The sequence below is a fragment of the Streptomyces sp. NPDC043685 genome (genome assembly GCF_056436585.1).
The window spans coordinates 405,491-421,217 of sequence record NZ_JBWKCH010000001.1 but is presented as its reverse complement, the minus strand read 5'-3'; the positions used below and the strand labels follow the sequence as shown (position 1 = coordinate 421,217).

Below are 15,727 nucleotides of genomic sequence, written 5' to 3'. Positions count from 1 at the left end.
CCCGCCCGTCAGCCGCCGCCGCTGCCGGAGCCGGAGCAGCCGAAGCCGCCCCGGTCCACGGCCTCGTCACGGCTGAAGGTGCCGTTGTCGGCGTAACCGCCGCTGACGTCCGCGTCGTAGTACCAGTCGGCGTCGGCGCCCCTGGTCTTGCCGGTCTTCTTGCGGCCCTTGCCGGAGGAGGACGTGCCGGACGAGCAGTTCTTGTCGGCGACGATCTTGTAGCCGTTGATGTAGTCGTAGCTGTCCCGGTCCACACAGCGGCGGTCGGGGTCGGAGCCGCAGGCCGACAGGGCCGCCGCGAGGACGCCCATGCCGCCCAGCACCACCGTGCTCGAGCGCAGCCTTCGACGTGTTTCAGCCATGTGCGTGTCTCCCCCGGTCTCCCCGTCGTGCACTGACAGACGGTCAGCCTAGAGAGCGGTGTGAACGGGCGCGCATGACCCCCCGTACACAGCCGCTCCCCTACTGTCGGTTTGTGATTTTTGGAATGGTGTGCGCCCTTGGTGCGGCGGTCTGCTTCGGTACGGCGACGGTGTTGCAGGCGATCGCCGCGCGGTCGGCGGCGGCGACCGGCCCGGGCGGGGACGTGGCGCTGCTGTGGCGGGCGTTGCGGCAGTGGCGGTACCTGGCGGGCCTCGGACTGGACGGGCTCGGTTTCGTGTTGCAGATCCTCGCCCTGCGGTCGGTGCCGATCTACGCCGTGGGGGCGGCGCTGGCCGCGAGCCTCGCGGTGACGGCCGTGGTCGCGGCGCGGCTGCTGAAGGTGCGGCTCAGCCGCCTGGAGTGGGCGGCGGTGGCGGTGGTGTGTGCCGGGCTCGCGCTGCTCGGGCTGGCGTCCGGGGCGGAGGGCGACGAGGAAGGGCCGGCCTGGCTGAAGTGGGCCATGCTCGGGGCGGCGGGCGGGGTGCTGCTGCTCGGGGCGGCGGGCGGGCGGCTGCCGGAGCGCGGGCGGGCGCTGGCGCTCGGCCTGGGAGCGGGGCTCGGGTTCGGGGTGGTGGAGGTGTCGGTGCGGCTCATCGACGGGCTGTCCCCCGGTGAGCTGTTCCCGAATCCGGCGACGTACGCGCTGCTGCTGGGCGGCGGGGCGGCGTTCCTGCTGCTGACCTCGGCCCTCCAGCGCGGTTCGGTGACCACGGCGACGGCCGGGCTGGTGCTCGGGGAGACGGTCGCGCCCGCGCTGATCGGTGTGGTGTGGCTCGGGGACCGTACGCGGCCGGGTCTGGGGTGGCTGGCGATCGCCGGTTTCGCGGTGGCGGTGGCGGGGGCGCTGGCGTTGTCGCGGTTCGGGGAGGCGCCGGTGGAGGCGGAGGAGAGCGCCGGCGCGCCGCGGTGAGCCGCCGGGCATTTCCGGCCGCCCGCTCATTGTTCGTTGCATCGTGAACGCGCAGTGAGCGCTTTCCGTATGGGACGGCGTGACCGGCAATGCGCGACCGCGCGGCAGCCGGATTTTCGGAGGGTGGGGTAATGGCCGACGCAGGGGCGGAAAGGCATGTCGTCCATCGCTTCACCTGCGAGGGCCCGGCCCCGGCCCGGGAGTGATCCGATCTGACGGCGCTTCCCTGATGCGCTGACTTCAACGCGCTGTTTCGCACGCTGTCGTTGTGTCTGTGCGGCTCCGGCCTTTCTTCGGGAAATGGCCGCACGGGCCCGCGAACGAACAGAGGGAGGTGGGCGGGTGAAGACCCTGCTCATCGACAATCACGACTCGTACACGTACAACCTGTTCCAGCTGATCGCCGAGGTCAACGGCGAGGAGCCGGTGGTGGTCCGGAACGACGCGCCCGTCGACGGCCTTCCCGATCTGCGTGCGTTCGACAATCTCGTGGTGTCGCCGGGCCCCGGGCATCCGGGTGTGCCCCGTGACTTCGGCATCGGGAGCAGGCTGCTCGCCACCTCCCCGGTTCCCGTGCTCGGTGTGTGTCTGGGGCATCAGGGCATCGCGCTCGGGGAGGCCGGGGCGGTGGAACCCGCTCCGGAGCCGCGGGCCGGGCATCTGTCCACGATCCGGCACGACGGGCGGGACCTGTTCCACGGTCTGCCGCAGCACTTCACCGCCGTCCGCTACCACTCCCTGGCCGTGCGCGAACCGCTGCCGGACGCGCTGGAGGCCACGGCCTGGGCGGAGGACGGCGTCCTGATGGGTCTGAGGCACCGCAGCCGGCCGCTGTGGGGGGTGCAGTTCCGCCCGGAGTCGGTCCTCACGGAGTACGGGCACCGGCTGCTCGTGAACTTCCGCAACCTCACGGCGGAGCGGGCGGGCAAGCTGCGCACGAAGAACACGGCGGTGCCGATGCCGACGCACGAGGTGATCCGGCACCGGTCTGCCGTCCTTGGGTACGAGAGGGGGGTGTGGCGGGCGACGGCGGCCCTCCCGGACACCGCGGGCCTGAACAAGCCGGCCCCGGCGAGCGTCTTCCACGCGGCCGCGGTGCGCCTGGCGGCGAGCTTGTCCCGCGGGTCCGAAACGCCGAGCGGCAACAGCCCTGGCGCACCACGGAACAAGCCCGACGACGCCGCCTCCCGCGAGGCGCCCCGGTGGGCGAAGGCGGCGGGCCCGGCCGGGACACCGAGCGGAAACGGCACGGACGCGGCGCCCGGCAGGCCGGTCGAGGGTGCGCCCGACGGGCCGGTCGAGGGTGCGTCCGCGCGAGGGACCGCCGTCCGCGTTCCCCGGCCCCGTCGTCCCGGGCGGGCCGGGTACCGGCTGCACACGCGGCGGATGGTGGGGGCCGTCGACGCCGAGGTGGTGTTCCGGCGGATGTTCGCGGAGGCACCCCGGGCCTTCTGGCTGGACAGTTCGCTGGTGGAGCCGGGACGGTCGCGGTTCTCGTTCCTCGGGGACGATCAGGGGCCGCTCTCCGAGTTCGTGCGGTACGACGTCGATGCCGGGCGGTGCGAGATCGAGCGGGCGGGGCGGCCCGTGCGGCGGGTCGGGGCGAGTGTCTTCGACTATCTGAAGCGGCAGTTGACCCAGCGACGGGTGGACGCCACCGGGCTGCCGTTCGACTTCACGGGCGGCTACGTCGGGTACTTCGGCTACGAGACGAAGGCCGACTGCGGGTCGTCCAACCGGCACCGCTCCCCCACCCCGGACGCCGCCTGGCTGTTCGCCGACCGGGTCATCGCGGTGGACCACGAGGAGGGCTTCACCTACGCCGTCTGTCTGGCGGAGGACACCCCGCAGGCCGCCCGGGAGGCCGCCGACTGGCTGGAGGGCGTGCTGACCGGCCTCTCCGGTGTGGCGGTGCGAGAGCCGGCGCTGCCCGCGGAGCCCGCCCCGGCCGACCCCGGCGCCGCCGAACCGTGGCTGGTGCGCGACCGGGCGACCTACCTCGCGGACATCGAGGCGTGCCGCCGGGCGCTGCGGGCGGGCACCGGCTACGAGGTCTGTCTGACGAACGCCGCCCGGTTGCCCGCTCCGCCCGACCCGCTGGAGTTCTACCGGACGCTGCGCCGCGACGACCCGGCCCCGTACGCGGCGTTCCTGAACTTCGGGGAGGTGGAGGTGGCCGGTTCCTCGCCGGAGCGGTTCCTGCGCGTGCGCCGGGACGGCACGGTCGAGGCCCGGCCCGTCAAGGGCACCGCGCCCCGGGGCAAGGGGCCGGAGGAGGACGCCCGGCTGCGGGACGCGCTCGCCTCCGACGCCAGGGCGCGCGCCGAGAACCTGATGATCGTGGATCTGCTGCGCAACGACCTGGGGCAGGTCTGCCGGACCGGGAGCGTGCGGGTGCCCCGGCTGATGGCCACGGAGACGTACGCGACCGTGCACCAGCTGGTGTCGACCGTGGAGGGACGGCTGCGGGCCGGCACGGACGCGGTGGACTGTGTGCGGGCCTGCTTCCCGGGCGCGTCGATGACCGGCGCCCCGAAGCCGCGCGCGCTGGAGATCATCGACTCGCTGGAGACCGAGGCCCGGGGCGTGTACTCGGGTGCCCTCGGCTACTTCGGGTGTGGCGGCGGCGCGGACCTCGGCATCGTGATCCGGACGGCTGTCTTCGCCGACGGGATGACGCACCTGGGCGCGGGCGGCGCGATCGTGCTCGACTCCGATCCGGAGGCGGAGTACGACGAGATGCTGCTGAAGACGGCGGCCCCGATGCGGGCCCTGCACCGGCACGCGGCCGGCCGGCTGCGGGGGCAGGGCCCGCCGGAGCAGACGGCCGGGGCGGCCGGGGAGGCCAGGCGCTGACCGGTGCGCAGGCCGCACCGCCCCGGGCCCGGCCGCGGCCGGGCACCGCGGCGCCCGGGGATCCCGCGGCCCGCCCGGCCGGGCTCGCCGAGCGGCGCGCGGGGGCCGGACGGCCCGCCCTCCACCAGGGGCACCGGGCCCGGCCCCACGGCGAGGTGCACGACCTCGCCGCCCGCGCGGCCACCGCTCCGGCCGGCCGCGGGATGCGCCCCGGCGACCGTGTGCCGCTCGCGGTGCCGGACTCGAACGCCCGCGTGACGGCCGTCGCCCGGCCCGCCCGCGTGACGGCCTTCGCCCGGGTGACGGCCTTCCTCGCCGCCACCCGTCTCGGTGCCGTCACGGGGCTCGTCACCCCAGGACTGCCCGTGCCGCCCCCGCGGTCATCCCGGCAGTACCGCGCACAGCGCGTCCAGGGCACCGGACCAGGCGTGGTCCGGCGGTGTCCCGTATCCGACGACGAGGGCGTCGGGCGGCTCGACGGACGCGGCGGGGTTGCGGTAGCGGGCGAGTCCGTGGAGCGCGAGACCGCGCCAGTGGGCCGCCTGGACCACCGACTGCTCGGTGCCGGGCGGCAGCCGCAGCAGGACGTGCAGCCCGGCCGCGATGCCGGAGACCCGGGCCTGCGGGGCGCGGTCCGTGACGGCGGCGACCAGGGCGTCACGGCGGCGCCGGTAGCGCAGCCGGGTCGCGCGCACGTGCCGGTCGTAGGCGCCGGAGGTGAGGAACTCGGCCAGGGTCAGCTGGTCGAGCACCCCGCTGGTGTCGACACCGCCCTTCGCCGCCGCGACCTCCTCGGCGAGGCCCGGCGGCAGCACCGTCCAGGCCAGCCGCAGCCCGGGGGCGAGGGACTTGCTCGCGGTGCCCAGATAGACCACCCGGTCGGGGTCCAGGCCCTGGAGCGCGCCGACGGGCTGCCGGTCGTAGCGGAACTCACCGTCGTAGTCGTCCTCCAGCACCAGCCCGCCGGTGCGGCGCGCCCACTCGACGACGGCGGTCCGGCGGTCGCGGTGCAGGGGCACGCCCATGGGGAACTGGTGGGCGGGGGTCAGCAGCAGCGCGTCGGCCCCGGACAGCCCGCCCGGGTCGGTACCCCGGCGGTCGAAGGGCATCGGAACGGTGTCCAGGCCGCAGTCGGCCACGATCTTGCGGTGCACGTCGAGGCCGTAGGACTCGACCGCGACCGTGCGGGCCCCGCGCGCCCGCAGGACCGTGCCGAGCAGCTTCAGACCGTGCGCGAACCCGGAGCACACCACGATCCGTTCGGGGTCGGCGCGCACGCCCCGGGCCCTGGAGAGGTACCCGGCGAGCGCGGTGCGCAGCTCGGGGCGCCCACGCGGGTCGCCGTAGTCGAGGGCGTGGTACGGGGCGGCGGTCAGGGCGCGGCGGGCGGCCTTGAGCCATTGCGCGCGGGGGAAGGACGCGAGGTCGGGGCTGCCGGGGCGCAGATCGTAGGCCGGGCGGGCGGGGGCGCGGGGGTGGTGTGCCGTGCCGGCCGGCGGGACGACCTCGCGGGCGGCGACCCGGGTACCCGAGCCCTGCCGGGCGGTGAGCCAGCCCTCGGCGACCAGGTCGGCGTAGGCGTCGGCGACCGTGTTGCGGGCGATGCCCAGGTCGGCGGCGAGCGCGCGGGAGGAGGGCAGCCGGGTGCCGGGGGCCAGCCGGCCGGAGCGCACCGCCTCGCGCAGGGCGTCCGTCAGCCCCCGGCGCAGGCCCGGCCCGGTCGGTTCCACATGCAGGTCGACGCCCAGAGTGGCCCAAGGTTCCGCCATGGAAATGGACCATACTCCTGGGCTGCTTTCTTCCTAGGGTCGAGGGCATGACGACGCACACCGACGAGAGGACGACCGTGGAGTACGCCCCCGAGCAGCCCGCCCGGCTGGAGTGGACCAAGCACGCGCCCGAGGTCTACAAGGCGATGGTCCGGCTGGACACCGCCGCCCGGAAGGGCCTGGACCACACGCTGTACGAGCTGGTGAAGATCCGTGCCTCCCAGATCAACCACTGCGCCTTCTGCATCGACATGCACACCAAGGACGCCCTCGCGGCGGGTGAGAGTGTCGAGCGGATCGTGCAGCTCAGCGCCTGGGAGGAGTCGCGGCACTTCTACACCGCGAAGGAGCTCGCGGCGCTGGAGCTGACGGAGGCGGTGACGGTCCTGACGGACGGGTTCGTGCCGGACGAGGTGTACGAGAACGCCGCGAAGCACTTCCAGGAGGCCGAACTGGCCCAGCTCATCGCCGCGATCACGGTGATCAACGCCTGGAACCGCTTCGGGGTGACCTGCCGTATGACGCCCGGCCACTACCAGCCGGGGCAGTACAAGTGACGGACCGGACCTCGCTGTCGGCCCCGGCGGCCGGGCAAGCCCGGTCCGAGGCCGCGAAGCACCGCGACGAGGCCGGGCTCGCCCCGCTGATCGGCCTGGTCGTCGCCCTCGACAACGGGAACCGGGTGAGGGTGAGCCGCCGGATCCCGCCGGGGAGTGACACGCCATGAGCAAGGCCGAGGTGTTCCGCGCCCTGCACCACCACCGGGCGCCCGGTGATCCGCTCGTGCTGCCCGGGCCGTGGGACGCGGCCAGCGCGCGGGTGTTCGCGGAGGCCGGGTTCCCGGCGCTCGCCACGCCCAGCGCCGGGGTCGCCGCCTCCCTCGGGTACGAGGACGGGCAGGTCCCGGCCGACGAGATGTTCGCCGCGGTCGCCCGGATCGTCCGGGCCGTCGACGTGCCGGTGTCGGCGGACGTGGAGGGAGGTTACGGGCTCGCGCCGAAGGAGCTGGTGGAGCGGCTGCTGGAGGCGGGGGTGGTCGGCTGCAACCTGGAGGACTCCGAGGGCGGGGTGCTCAAGGAGCCGCGGGCGCACGCCGCCTGGCTGGCCGAGGTGCGGGAGGCGGCCGGTGACCGGCTGTTCGTCAACGCGCGGGTGGACACCTTCATCCGTGGCGTCGCCGATCCGGACCGGGCCCTCGAGCGGGCCGCGCTGTACGTCGCCGCCGGAGCCGACTGCGTGTACCCGATCGGGGCCCCGCCGGACGTCCTGCCGCTGCTGCGGGCCGGGATCCAGGGGCCGCTCAACGTGGGGGCCCCGGCCGAGGGCGGCCCCTCGCCCGCCGAACTCGGCGCGCTCGGGGCCACCCGGATCACCTTCGGGCCGGGACTCCAGCGGTGGGCCGCCCGGGCCCTGCGGGAGATCGCCGACCGGCTGGCGAGGTGAACGTCAGGACAGCCACTTCTTCCACGTGGACTTGTGGCTGTCCACCCACTTCTTCGCCGCGTCCTCCGGTGTCATCTTCTGGTCGGCGATCATCAGGGAGACCTCGTTCTGGTCCTCCGTCGTCCACCGGAACTTCTTCAGGAAGGCCGCCGCCTTGCCGCCCTTCTTCGCGAAGTCCGCGTTGAGGTACTTCTGCAGCGGGGTGTGCGGATAGGCGCAGGCGACCTTGTCCGGGTCGGCGTCGCAGCCCTCCTTGTACGGCGGCAGCTTCACCTCGGTCATCGGGACCTTCTTGAACAGCCACTGCGGCGAGTACCAGTAGGTGAGGAAGGGCTTCTTCTCCTTGGCGAACTGCCGCATCTGCGTGATCTGCGCCGCCTCGGACCCGGCGAACACCACCTGGTAGTCCAGCTTCAGGTTCTTCACCAGCGCCTTGTCGTTGGTGACGTAGGACGGCGAACCGTCCATCAGCTGGCCCTTGCTGCCGCTCTCGGGGGTGCGGAAGAGCTCGGCGTACTTGTTGAGGTTCTTCCAATTGGTGATGTCCGGGTGCTGCTTGGCGAGGTACGTCGGGACGAACCAGCCGATGTGGCCGGTGACGCCGAGTTCGCCGCCGCGCGCGATCGTCTTCTTGTCCTTGACGTAGCGCTGCTCCTGCTCGGGGTGGCCCCAGTCCTCCAGGAGCGCGTCGACGCGGCCCTGGCTGAGGGCGTCCCAGGCGGGCACCTCGTCGACCTGGACGGTGTCGACGCGGTAGCCCAGCTCGTGCTCCAGGAGGTACTGGGCGACGGCCACGTTGGACTGGGCGCCCACCCAGGACTGCACGGACAGGGTCACGGTCCTGGCGCCCTGCGCGTTGGCGAAGGGCGAGGCCTGCTTGGTCATGTCGGCCGCGCCGCAGCCGGTGAGCAGGGCCAGGGAGCTCACCGCGGCGACCGCGGCGGTGGTACGGACGCGCATGTCAGGCTCCCTTCTTCGCGCGGCGTTCGGTGGGCTGGGTCACCCGGTCGAGCATCAGGCCGAGGCAGACGATCGCGGCGCCGGCCACCAGACCGGTCGCCAGGTCGCCCTGGGCGAGGCCGAAGACGACGTCGTAGCCGAGCGCGCCACCGCCGACCAGGCCGCCGATGACGACGACGGCGAGGACCAGGACCAGGCCCTGGTTGACGGCGAGCAGCAGCGCCGGGCGGGCCAGCGGGAGCTGCACCTGCTTGAGCTGCTGCCAGCTGGTCGCCCCGAGCGAACTGGACGACTCCAGCGCGGCCGGGTCGACCTGGCGAAGGCCCTGGGTGGTGATGCGCACGACGGCCGGCAGCGCGTAGACGATCGCGGCGGCCACGGCCGGGGCACGGCCGACGCCGAACAGGGCGACGACCGGGATCAGGTACACGAACTGCGGCATCGTCTGGAACACGTCGAGGACGGGGCGCAGGGCCCGCTCCAGGCGGTCGCTGCGGGCGGCGGCGATGCCGACCGCGAAACCGACGACGAGGGTGACGGCGACGGCCGCCAGGACCTGGGAAAGGGTGTCCAGGGACGGCTTCCAGACACCGAGGACGCCGATCGCGGCCATGGCCAGGACGGCGGTCAGCGCGGTGCGCCAGGTGCCGATCACCCAGGCCAGGGCGGCGACGATCAGCAGTACCGACCACCAGGGCAGTGCCTGCAGGCCGTCGCGCATCGGGTCGAGGACCCAGGTGGTGAAGTGGCCCGCCCAGTCGGCGGTGCCGCCGACGACGGGGACGCCCGAGTACAGGTGCGCGGTCATCCAGTCGACGGCGCGGTTGACGGGTTCGGCGATGCCGACGACCCAGGACTCCGGCCAGTCGAGGCGGCCCGCGAGCCGCCCGGCGACGGCCACGGCGACGACGCCGGCGAGGGCGATGAGCCAGCCGCGCCCGCTGTGGGGCTCGGGTTCGGCGCCGAGCTTCTCCCCCGCCGCGCCGGTGACGCGGTCGAGGACGACGGCCAGCAGCACGATCGGGATGCCGGCTGCGAGCGCGGCGCCGACGTCGACCGAGGCCAGGGCCTGGTAGACGCGGTCACCGAGACCGCCGGCGCCGATGACGGCCGCGATGACGGCCATGGACAGCGCCATCATGATCGTCTGGTTGAGGCCGAGGAGGAGTTCCTTGCGGGCCAGCGGGATGCGGGCGGTCAGCAGGCGCTGGCGTGCGGTGGAGCCCAGCGACTCGACGGCCTCCAGCACCCCCTTGTCGGCTCCGCGCAGCCCGAGCGAGGTGAGACGGGCCATGGGGGGCGCGGCGTAGATGACGGTGGCCAGCACGGCCGCCGGGACGCCGATGCCGAAGACCAGCACGACCGGCAGCAGGTAGGCGAAGGCGGGCAGCACCTGCATGGTGTCCAGGACCGGGCGCAGGATGCGGTCCATCCGGTCGGAGAGGCCGGCGGCGAGGCCGAGCAGCGCACCGACGACGACCGACGCGAGGACGGCGACGACCATCAGGGCGAGCGTCTGCATGGTCGGCACCCACATGCCGAGCAGACCGCAGGCGAGGAAGGCGACGGCCGTGCCGAGTGCCAGCTTCACACCGGCGACCCGCCAGGCGACCAGGGCGCCCAGGGCCGTGACCCCGGCCCAGCCGACGGCGAGGAGGGTGAGGTAGACGGCGCGTACGGCGAGGACGACGACGTTGCTGACGTGGCCGAAGAAGTAGAGGAACAGCGGGTGGCTGTCGCGGTTGTCGATGATCCAGTCGCTGGTCTTGGCGAGCGGCTCGGAGAAGTCGACGGTCAGCGCGCTCGGCCAGCTTCCGCTCGCCCAGCGGGCGTTGGCCAGCGGCACGAGGATCGCGGCGGCGAGACCGAGCAGCAGCAGCTTGCGGACGGCGTGGTGCTTGAGGAAGGCGGGCAGGCCTATGCGCGTCGGGGCCGCGGTGATGGTCGCCATCACACCGCCTCCTTGGGCAGCTCCGTCCCCGGTGGAGCGGGCTGCTCCGTTCCGGCGACGACACCGAGGAGCGTGTCGGAGTCGATCACGCCCACGCACCGGCCCTTGTCGACGACCCGGGCCGGAGCGCCGGCGCGGGCGACCGCCTCGATCGCCTCGGACACCGTCGCGTCGGGCCGTACCGCCGGTCCGGTGCCGTCCTGGTAGCCCGAGGGGCGGCGCATGGCCGTACGGACGGTGAGGACCTGCTCGCGCGGGACGTCCCGGACGAACTCGCGCACGTAGTCGTCGGCGGGCGCGCCGACGATCTCCTCGGGCGTGCCGAGCTGCACGACCCGGCCGTCGCGCATCAGGGCGATGCGGTCGCCCAGCTTGAGGGCCTCGTTGAGGTCGTGGGTGATGAAGACCATCGTGCGGCCCTCTTCCCGGTGCAGCCGGACGACCTCATCCTGCATGTCGCGCCGGATCATCGGGTCGAGCGCGCTGAACGGCTCGTCGAACAGCAGGACTTCCGGGTCGACGGCGAGCGCGCGGGCCAGGCCGACACGCTGCTGCTGGCCACCGGAGAGCTGGCCGGGGCGGCGGTGCTCCATGCCCTCCAGGCCGACCTTGGCGACGACCTCGGCGGCCCGTTCGCGCCGCTCGGCCTTGCCCATGCCCTGGATCTCCAGGCCGTAGGCGACGTTGTCGAGGACGGTGCGGTGCGGCAGCAGGCCGAAGTGCTGGAAGACCATCGCGGCGCGGTGGCGGCGCAGTTCGCGCAGCCGGGAGCGGTCCATGGCCCGGACGTCCTCGCCGTCGATGGCGATGGTGCCGGCGGTCGGCTCGATCAGCCGGGTCAGACAGCGCACCAGCGTGGACTTGCCGGAGCCGGACAGGCCCATGACGACGAAGACCTCGCCCTTGCGCACGTCGAAGCTGACGTCCCGGACGGCGGCCGTGCAGCCGGTGCGCGAGCGCAGCTCGGCCGGGTCGAGGGCGGTGAGCTCGGGGTCGCCGGGAACGCGGTCGGCCTTGGGGCCGAACACCTTCCACAGTCCCTCCACCGAGAAGACGGGTGTGGTGTCCATGGTCTGCTCCGTGGGGGGTTCGAGGGTCGCGGTCACTTGGAACCACCACCGATCAGCTCGGCGGCCTTCTCCCCGACCATGAGCACCCCGATCATCGGGTTCACGGTGGTCATGGTGGGGAACACGGAGGCGTCGGCGATGCGGATGCCTTCCAGGCCGCGGATGCGCAGCTCGGGGTCGACGACGGCGGTCGGGTCGTCGGAGTCGCCCATCTTGCAGGTGCCGGCGGGGTGGTAGACGGTGTGCGCGACCTTGCGGGCGTACTCGCTGAGCTCCTCGTCACCGGTGATGTCCGGGCCGGGGGCCACCTCGCGCTTGAGCCAGCCGGCCAGGGGCTCGGTCCTGGCGATCTCGCGGGCGATCCTGATGCCGTCGACGAGGGTCTTGCCGTCGTAGTCGTCCTCGTCGGTGAAGTAGCGGAAGTCCAGCGCGGGCTTGACCTCGGGGTCGGCGCTGGTCAGGTAGAGCCGGCCGCGGCTCTTCGGCTTGGGGATGTTCGGGGTCATGGAGACGCCGAACTCCGGCCGCTGGTAGCCCAGTCGTTCCGGGTTGTCCGTGAAGGGGATCTGGTAGAAGTGGAACATCAGGTCGGGGTGCGGCAGTTCGGGGTCGCGGCGCACGAACAGGCCCGCGTCCGAGTCCATCGCGGAGTTCTCCGGGATGGGGCCGTTGGTCTCCCACACGATGACCGACTCGGGGTGGTCGAGCAGGTTCTCGCCGACGCCCGGCAGGTCGTGCGTGACGGAGATGCCGAGCTTCTCCAGGTCGGCCTTGGGGCCGATGCCGGAGTGCATCAGCAGCCGGGGCGAGTCGACGGCGCCGGCGCACAGCAGCACCTCGCGCCGCGCCTTGACGAGGATCTCCTCGCCGTCCTTGGTGCGCACGTGCACGCCCTCGGCGCGGTTGCCGTCCAGCTGGAGCTTGTACGCCCAGGTCTCCAGCAGGATCGTCAGGTTGGGCCGCTCGTCCATCACCGGGTGGAGGTAGGCCACCGACGCCGAGGACCGCTTGTTGTTCTCGGCGTGGTAGGCCAGGTCGAAGAAGCCGACGCCCTCGGTGAACGGCTTCTTGTTGAAGCCGTCGACGCGCGGCACGCCCAGGGCCTCCTGGGCGGCGTCGACGAAGTCGCGGGCGATGGCGTTCCGGTCCTTCTCGTCGACCGGGACGATGTTGTTGAGCAGCCGGGCGAAGTACGCCTCCATCTGCACCGCGCCCCAGCCCTTGGCCCCGGCGGCCTCCCACTCGTCCCAGTCGGCGGGCAGCGGCTTGAAGGCGATCAGGGTGTTGTGCGAGGAGCAGCCGCCCAGCACGCGGGCCCGGCTGTGCCGGATATGTGAGTTTCCGCGTGGCTGTTCGGTGGTCGGGTAGTCGTAGTCGAGCTCGCCGCCGAGCAGGCCCATCCAGCGGCGCAGGGTCAGCACATCGTCACGGCCGACGTCACTGGGGCCGCCCTCGATGACGGCGACGGTGACGTCCGGGTTCTCGGTCAGGCGCGAGGCGATCACGGAACCTGCGGTTCCGCCGCCTATCACGACATAGTCGTACTCATGGCTGGTGTGGGACATGGCGTGCTTGCTCCAGTGGGGATGAAGGGACGGGCTCGGGGGACGGGGACCTCGGCCCGGGGTGTGGGGGTCAGCCCGGGATGGGGGTCGGCGGCCCGGCGGGAGGAGGGGTCAGCCCGCGAACCAGCGCACCGGCTTCGGAGCGAGGTTCTGGTAGACGTGCTTGGTCTCCCGGTACTCGGCGAGTCCGGCCGGGCCCAGTTCGCGGCCCACTCCGCTCTTGCCGAAGCCACCCCACTCCGCCTGCGGCAGGTAGGGGTGGAAGTCGTTGATCCAAATGGTGCCGTGGCGCAGCCGGCCGGCCACGCGGCGGGCGCGGCCCGCGTCGGCGGTCCAGACGCCGCCCGCGAGTCCGTACTCGGTGTCGTTGGCGAGGGCGACGGCCTCGTCCTCGGTGCGGAAGGTCTCGACGGTGAGGACCGGCCCGAAGACCTCCTCCCGCACGACGCGCATCTCGCGGTGGCAGTGGTCGAGGACGGTCGGCTCGTAGAAGTAGCCGTTCTCGGGGCGCTCGGGGGACGGCTCGGGGCGCTTGCCGCCGCAGCGCAGCACCGCGCCCTCCTTGAGGGCGGACTCGACGTACATCTCGACCTTGGCGCGCTGCTGCTCGGAGACGAGCGGGCCGCACTCCACGCCGTCCTCGGTGCCGCGGCCGAGGCGGATCTTCTCGGCGCGCCGGGCGAGTTCGCCGACGAAGCGGTCCCGGACGGACTCCTCGATGATGAGGCGGGCACCGGCCGAGCAGACCTGGCCGCTGTGGATGAAGGCGGCGTTGAGGGCCTGGTCGACGGCGGTGTCGAAGCCCTCCTCGGTGGCGCAGGCGTCGGCGAAGACGACGTTGGGGTTCTTGCCGCCGAGTTCGAGGGCGACCTTCTTGACGGTCGGGGCGGCGGCCTGGGCGACCTTGGTGCCGCTGACCAGACCGCCGGTGAAGGAGACCAGGTCGACGTCGGGGTGCTCGGACAGCCGCGCGCCGACGGAGTGGCCCGGGCCGGTGACGATGTTGGCGACGCCCTCGGGGAGCCCGGCCTCGACGAGCAGCTCGATGAGCGCGATCGTCGTCATCGGGGTGATCTCGCTCGGCTTGATCACGAAGGTGTTGCCGGCGGCGAGGGCGGGGGCGATCTTCCAGCTGGCCTGGAGCAGCGGGTAGTTCCAGGGCGTGATCATCGCGCAGACGCCGATCGGCTCGTGCACGACGACGCTGTGGATGTCGGGCGAGCCCGCGTCCACGACCCGGCCCGGAGCCTCGCCCGCGACCAGGTCGGCGAAGTAGCGGAAGGCGTCGGCGACACAGTCGATGTCGACCCGGCCCTCCTCGACGGTCTTGCCCGCGTCCTGGGCCTCCAGCCGTCCGAGCTTCTCGCGGTCCCGGACGAGGAGATCGGCGACGCGGCGCAGCAGCGCGGCCCGCTCGGGGACGGGGGTGTGCGGCCACGGGCCTTCGTCGAAGGCGCGCCGGGCGGCGGCGATCGCCAGATCGGTGTCCTTCTCGTCGCCCTCCGCGATCAGGGCGAAGGGCAGCGCGTCCGCGGGGTCGATGATCTCGCGGGTGGCCCCGGAAGTGGCCGCCCGCCACTTTCCTCCCGCATGGATGGTTTCACGCGCCTGAAGTTCGGTACTTTCCGCCATGATCGCTCTTCGCCTTCCGTTCCTGATCAGCGCCCCTGTGTCACACACGTGTCACTAAGAGACCGAGTTCGCCTGCCCGACTCCCCCGGATGCATGCGCGTCGGTGGCTGAAAGTGCGCTGCGTCACTGAAAATGCGGACAAACAAGGGTCAAGCGCTCATCATTCACAGGTCGACCCGGCGGATCGGTCCCCCCGCGACCGTTCGGCGAGTGTCTCCCGCACCGCGTTCCGCAGCCAGGCGTGCGCGGGATCGACGTCGTGACGCGGGTGCCAGGCGAGCCCGACCGGCAGCGGCGGGAGCGGCAGCGGCACCTCGAAGGTGGCCACGCCGAGGGCCCGCGCCATAGGAACGCTCCAGTAACTGATCAGGCCCGTCAGGTCGGTGGAGCGGACGACGAAGAGGGAGGCGGGGAAGGTGCCCACCGAGCCCACCACCCGCCGGGTCAGACCGAGTCCGGCGAGGGCGTCGTCCACCGGGCCGCGCAGCCTGCCCCGCCGGGAGACCACCAGGTGATCGACCTCCCGGGCGAACCGCTCGGGAGTCAACTCGCCCTCCAGCAGCGGATGTCCGGCCCGTACGACCCCCATCATCCGGTCCTCGTACAGCGGCTCCACGTGCACCTCGGGCGCCACCGTGTCGATCACGCCGACCTCCAGATCGGCGGTGCCCTCCCGCAGCAGCGGCGCGTCCACATGGCTCTCGGCGAGGAACCGCAGCCGGATGCCGGGTGCGTCCCGGGCGGCCCGCGCGAACAGGGCAGGACCGCACGAGGCGGCCACGGCGTCGTGGCACAGCACCGTGAAGGTCCGGGTCACCGTGCGCAGGTCGGTGTCGGCAGGGGGCGCGAAGAGGGCCCGGGCCCGCTCGACCACCGCACTCACCTCGGCCCGCACGGCGAGCGCCCGCGGGGTCGGCACCATCTGCCGCCCGGCCCGCACCAGCACCGGGTCCCCGAGCGCCTTGCGGATCCGGCCCAGGGTGCGGCTCATCGCCGGCTCGGACAGATGCAGCCGCCGCGCCGCCCCGCCGACGCTCTGCTCCTCCAGCAGCACCTCCAGCGCGACCAGCAGATTCAGATCCAGCCCACTTGATTGCGTCACACGCATCGACCCCTTGCAAAGGTTGCACTGGAGTACAGGGACCTCC

The 15,727-nt window shown here is 72.9% G+C and carries 13 protein-coding genes; 5 read left to right on the top strand and 8 right to left on the bottom strand.

Features of this window, described 5'->3' with window-relative positions:
- Positions 1 to 8 precede the first annotated feature (8 nt).
- Positions 9 to 362 carry a hypothetical protein gene (locus AC0665_RS02030; RefSeq protein ID WP_468406878.1) on the bottom strand — a complete coding sequence of 118 codons (354 nt, stop codon included), beginning with the start codon at positions 360 to 362 and terminating at the stop codon, positions 9 to 11.
- Between the two features lie 125 nt (positions 363 to 487).
- On the opposite strand from AC0665_RS02030, the gene AC0665_RS02025 reads away from it, so the two are divergent.
- Both AC0665_RS02025 and pabB read left to right on the top strand, forming a co-directional pair.
- Positions 488 to 1,333, top strand: coding sequence for a DMT family protein (locus AC0665_RS02025; RefSeq protein WP_363118506.1), 846 nt, complete (start codon positions 488 to 490; stop codon positions 1,331 to 1,333).
- 342 nt (positions 1,334 to 1,675) lie between these two features.
- Positions 1,676 to 4,189, top strand: a complete 2,514-nt coding sequence (gene pabB / locus AC0665_RS02020; protein WP_478704253.1) for an aminodeoxychorismate synthase component I — start codon at positions 1,676 to 1,678, stop codon at positions 4,187 to 4,189.
- Between the two features lie 380 nt (positions 4,190 to 4,569).
- On the opposite strand, the gene pdxR is transcribed toward pabB, so the two are convergent.
- Positions 4,570 to 5,958: a MocR-like pyridoxine biosynthesis transcription factor PdxR gene (gene pdxR, locus AC0665_RS02015; RefSeq protein WP_478507371.1), complete on the bottom strand. Its 1,389-nt coding sequence runs from the start codon at positions 5,956 to 5,958 to the stop codon at positions 4,570 to 4,572.
- A gap of 47 nt (positions 5,959 to 6,005) precedes the next feature.
- Between pdxR and AC0665_RS02010 the strand changes: the two genes are divergently transcribed.
- Genes AC0665_RS02010 through AC0665_RS02000 form a run of 3 tightly spaced genes read left to right on the top strand, consistent with a single transcriptional unit; the run spans position 6,006 to position 7,401 of the window.
- Complete coding sequence (locus AC0665_RS02010; protein ID WP_478605050.1) at positions 6,006 to 6,515, top strand: carboxymuconolactone decarboxylase family protein; 510 nt, start codon at positions 6,006 to 6,008, stop codon at positions 6,513 to 6,515.
- Positions 6,512 to 6,685 (top strand): hypothetical protein, encoded by a 174-nt coding sequence (locus tag AC0665_RS02005; RefSeq protein ID WP_478605053.1) that lies wholly within the window; start codon positions 6,512 to 6,514, stop codon positions 6,683 to 6,685. The genes AC0665_RS02010 and AC0665_RS02005 overlap by 4 nt, the downstream gene beginning before the upstream one ends.
- Positions 6,682 to 7,401: an isocitrate lyase/PEP mutase family protein gene (locus AC0665_RS02000; protein ID WP_478605055.1), complete on the top strand. Its 720-nt coding sequence runs from the start codon at positions 6,682 to 6,684 to the stop codon at positions 7,399 to 7,401. The genes AC0665_RS02005 and AC0665_RS02000 overlap by 4 nt, the downstream gene beginning before the upstream one ends.
- Positions 7,402 to 7,404: 3 nt before the next feature.
- Here the strand turns inward: AC0665_RS02000 and AC0665_RS01995 are convergent, their stop codons facing one another.
- The 6 genes from AC0665_RS01995 to AC0665_RS01970 form a co-directional block, all read right to left on the bottom strand.
- On the bottom strand, positions 7,405 to 8,361 hold the full coding sequence (locus AC0665_RS01995; RefSeq protein WP_468635622.1) for an ABC transporter substrate-binding protein: 957 nt from the start codon (positions 8,359 to 8,361) through the stop codon (positions 7,405 to 7,407).
- A gap of 1 nt (position 8,362) precedes the next feature.
- Entirely contained in the window at positions 8,363 to 10,312 is a 1,950-nt protein-coding gene (locus AC0665_RS01990; RefSeq protein ID WP_478704252.1) for an ABC transporter permease, read from the bottom strand.
- Positions 10,312 to 11,382 (bottom strand): quaternary amine ABC transporter ATP-binding protein, encoded by a 1,071-nt coding sequence (locus AC0665_RS01985; RefSeq protein WP_468406862.1) that lies wholly within the window; start codon positions 11,380 to 11,382, stop codon positions 10,312 to 10,314. The genes AC0665_RS01990 and AC0665_RS01985 overlap by 1 nt, the downstream gene beginning before the upstream one ends.
- Positions 11,383 to 11,414: 32 nt before the next feature.
- Positions 11,415 to 12,947, bottom strand: coding sequence for a GMC family oxidoreductase (locus AC0665_RS01980; RefSeq protein ID WP_478704251.1), 1,533 nt, complete (start codon positions 12,945 to 12,947; stop codon positions 11,415 to 11,417).
- A 111-nt stretch (positions 12,948 to 13,058) separates the two neighbouring features.
- Positions 13,059 to 14,579, bottom strand: a complete 1,521-nt coding sequence (locus AC0665_RS01975; RefSeq protein ID WP_468406858.1) for an aldehyde dehydrogenase family protein — start codon at positions 14,577 to 14,579, stop codon at positions 13,059 to 13,061.
- Positions 14,580 to 14,739: 160 nt separating this feature from the next.
- Positions 14,740 to 15,687 (bottom strand): LysR family transcriptional regulator, encoded by a 948-nt coding sequence (locus AC0665_RS01970; RefSeq protein WP_478605060.1) that lies wholly within the window; start codon positions 15,685 to 15,687, stop codon positions 14,740 to 14,742.
- Positions 15,688 to 15,727: the final 40 nt, after the last annotated feature.

Excerpts from the sequence above, each read along its gene's own strand:
- AC0665_RS02030 (WP_468406878.1), bottom strand. The coding sequence starts at position 362 with ATGGCTGAAACACGTCGAAGGCTGCGCTCGAGCACGGTGGTGCTGGGC.
- AC0665_RS02025 (WP_363118506.1), top strand. The coding sequence starts at position 488 with ATGGTGTGCGCCCTTGGTGCGGCGGTCTGCTTCGGTACGGCGACGGTG.
- AC0665_RS02000 (WP_478605055.1), top strand. The coding sequence starts at position 6,682 with ATGAGCAAGGCCGAGGTGTTCCGCGCCCTGCACCACCACCGGGCGCCC.
- pdxR (WP_478507371.1), bottom strand. The coding sequence starts at position 5,958 with ATGGCGGAACCTTGGGCCACTCTGGGCGTCGACCTGCATGTGGAACCG.
- AC0665_RS01990 (WP_478704252.1), bottom strand. The coding sequence starts at position 10,312 with ATGGCGACCATCACCGCGGCCCCGACGCGCATAGGCCTGCCCGCCTTC.
- AC0665_RS01995 (WP_468635622.1), bottom strand. The coding sequence starts at position 8,361 with ATGCGCGTCCGTACCACCGCCGCGGTCGCCGCGGTGAGCTCCCTGGCC.
- AC0665_RS01980 (WP_478704251.1), bottom strand. The coding sequence starts at position 12,947 with ATGTCCCACACCAGCCATGAGTACGACTATGTCGTGATAGGCGGCGGA.
- AC0665_RS02010 (WP_478605050.1), top strand. The coding sequence starts at position 6,006 with ATGACGACGCACACCGACGAGAGGACGACCGTGGAGTACGCCCCCGAG.
- AC0665_RS01985 (WP_468406862.1), bottom strand. The coding sequence starts at position 11,382 with ATGGACACCACACCCGTCTTCTCGGTGGAGGGACTGTGGAAGGTGTTC.
- AC0665_RS01970 (WP_478605060.1), bottom strand. The coding sequence starts at position 15,687 with ATGCGTGTGACGCAATCAAGTGGGCTGGATCTGAATCTGCTGGTCGCG.
- AC0665_RS01975 (WP_468406858.1), bottom strand. The coding sequence starts at position 14,579 with ATGGCGGAAAGTACCGAACTTCAGGCGCGTGAAACCATCCATGCGGGA.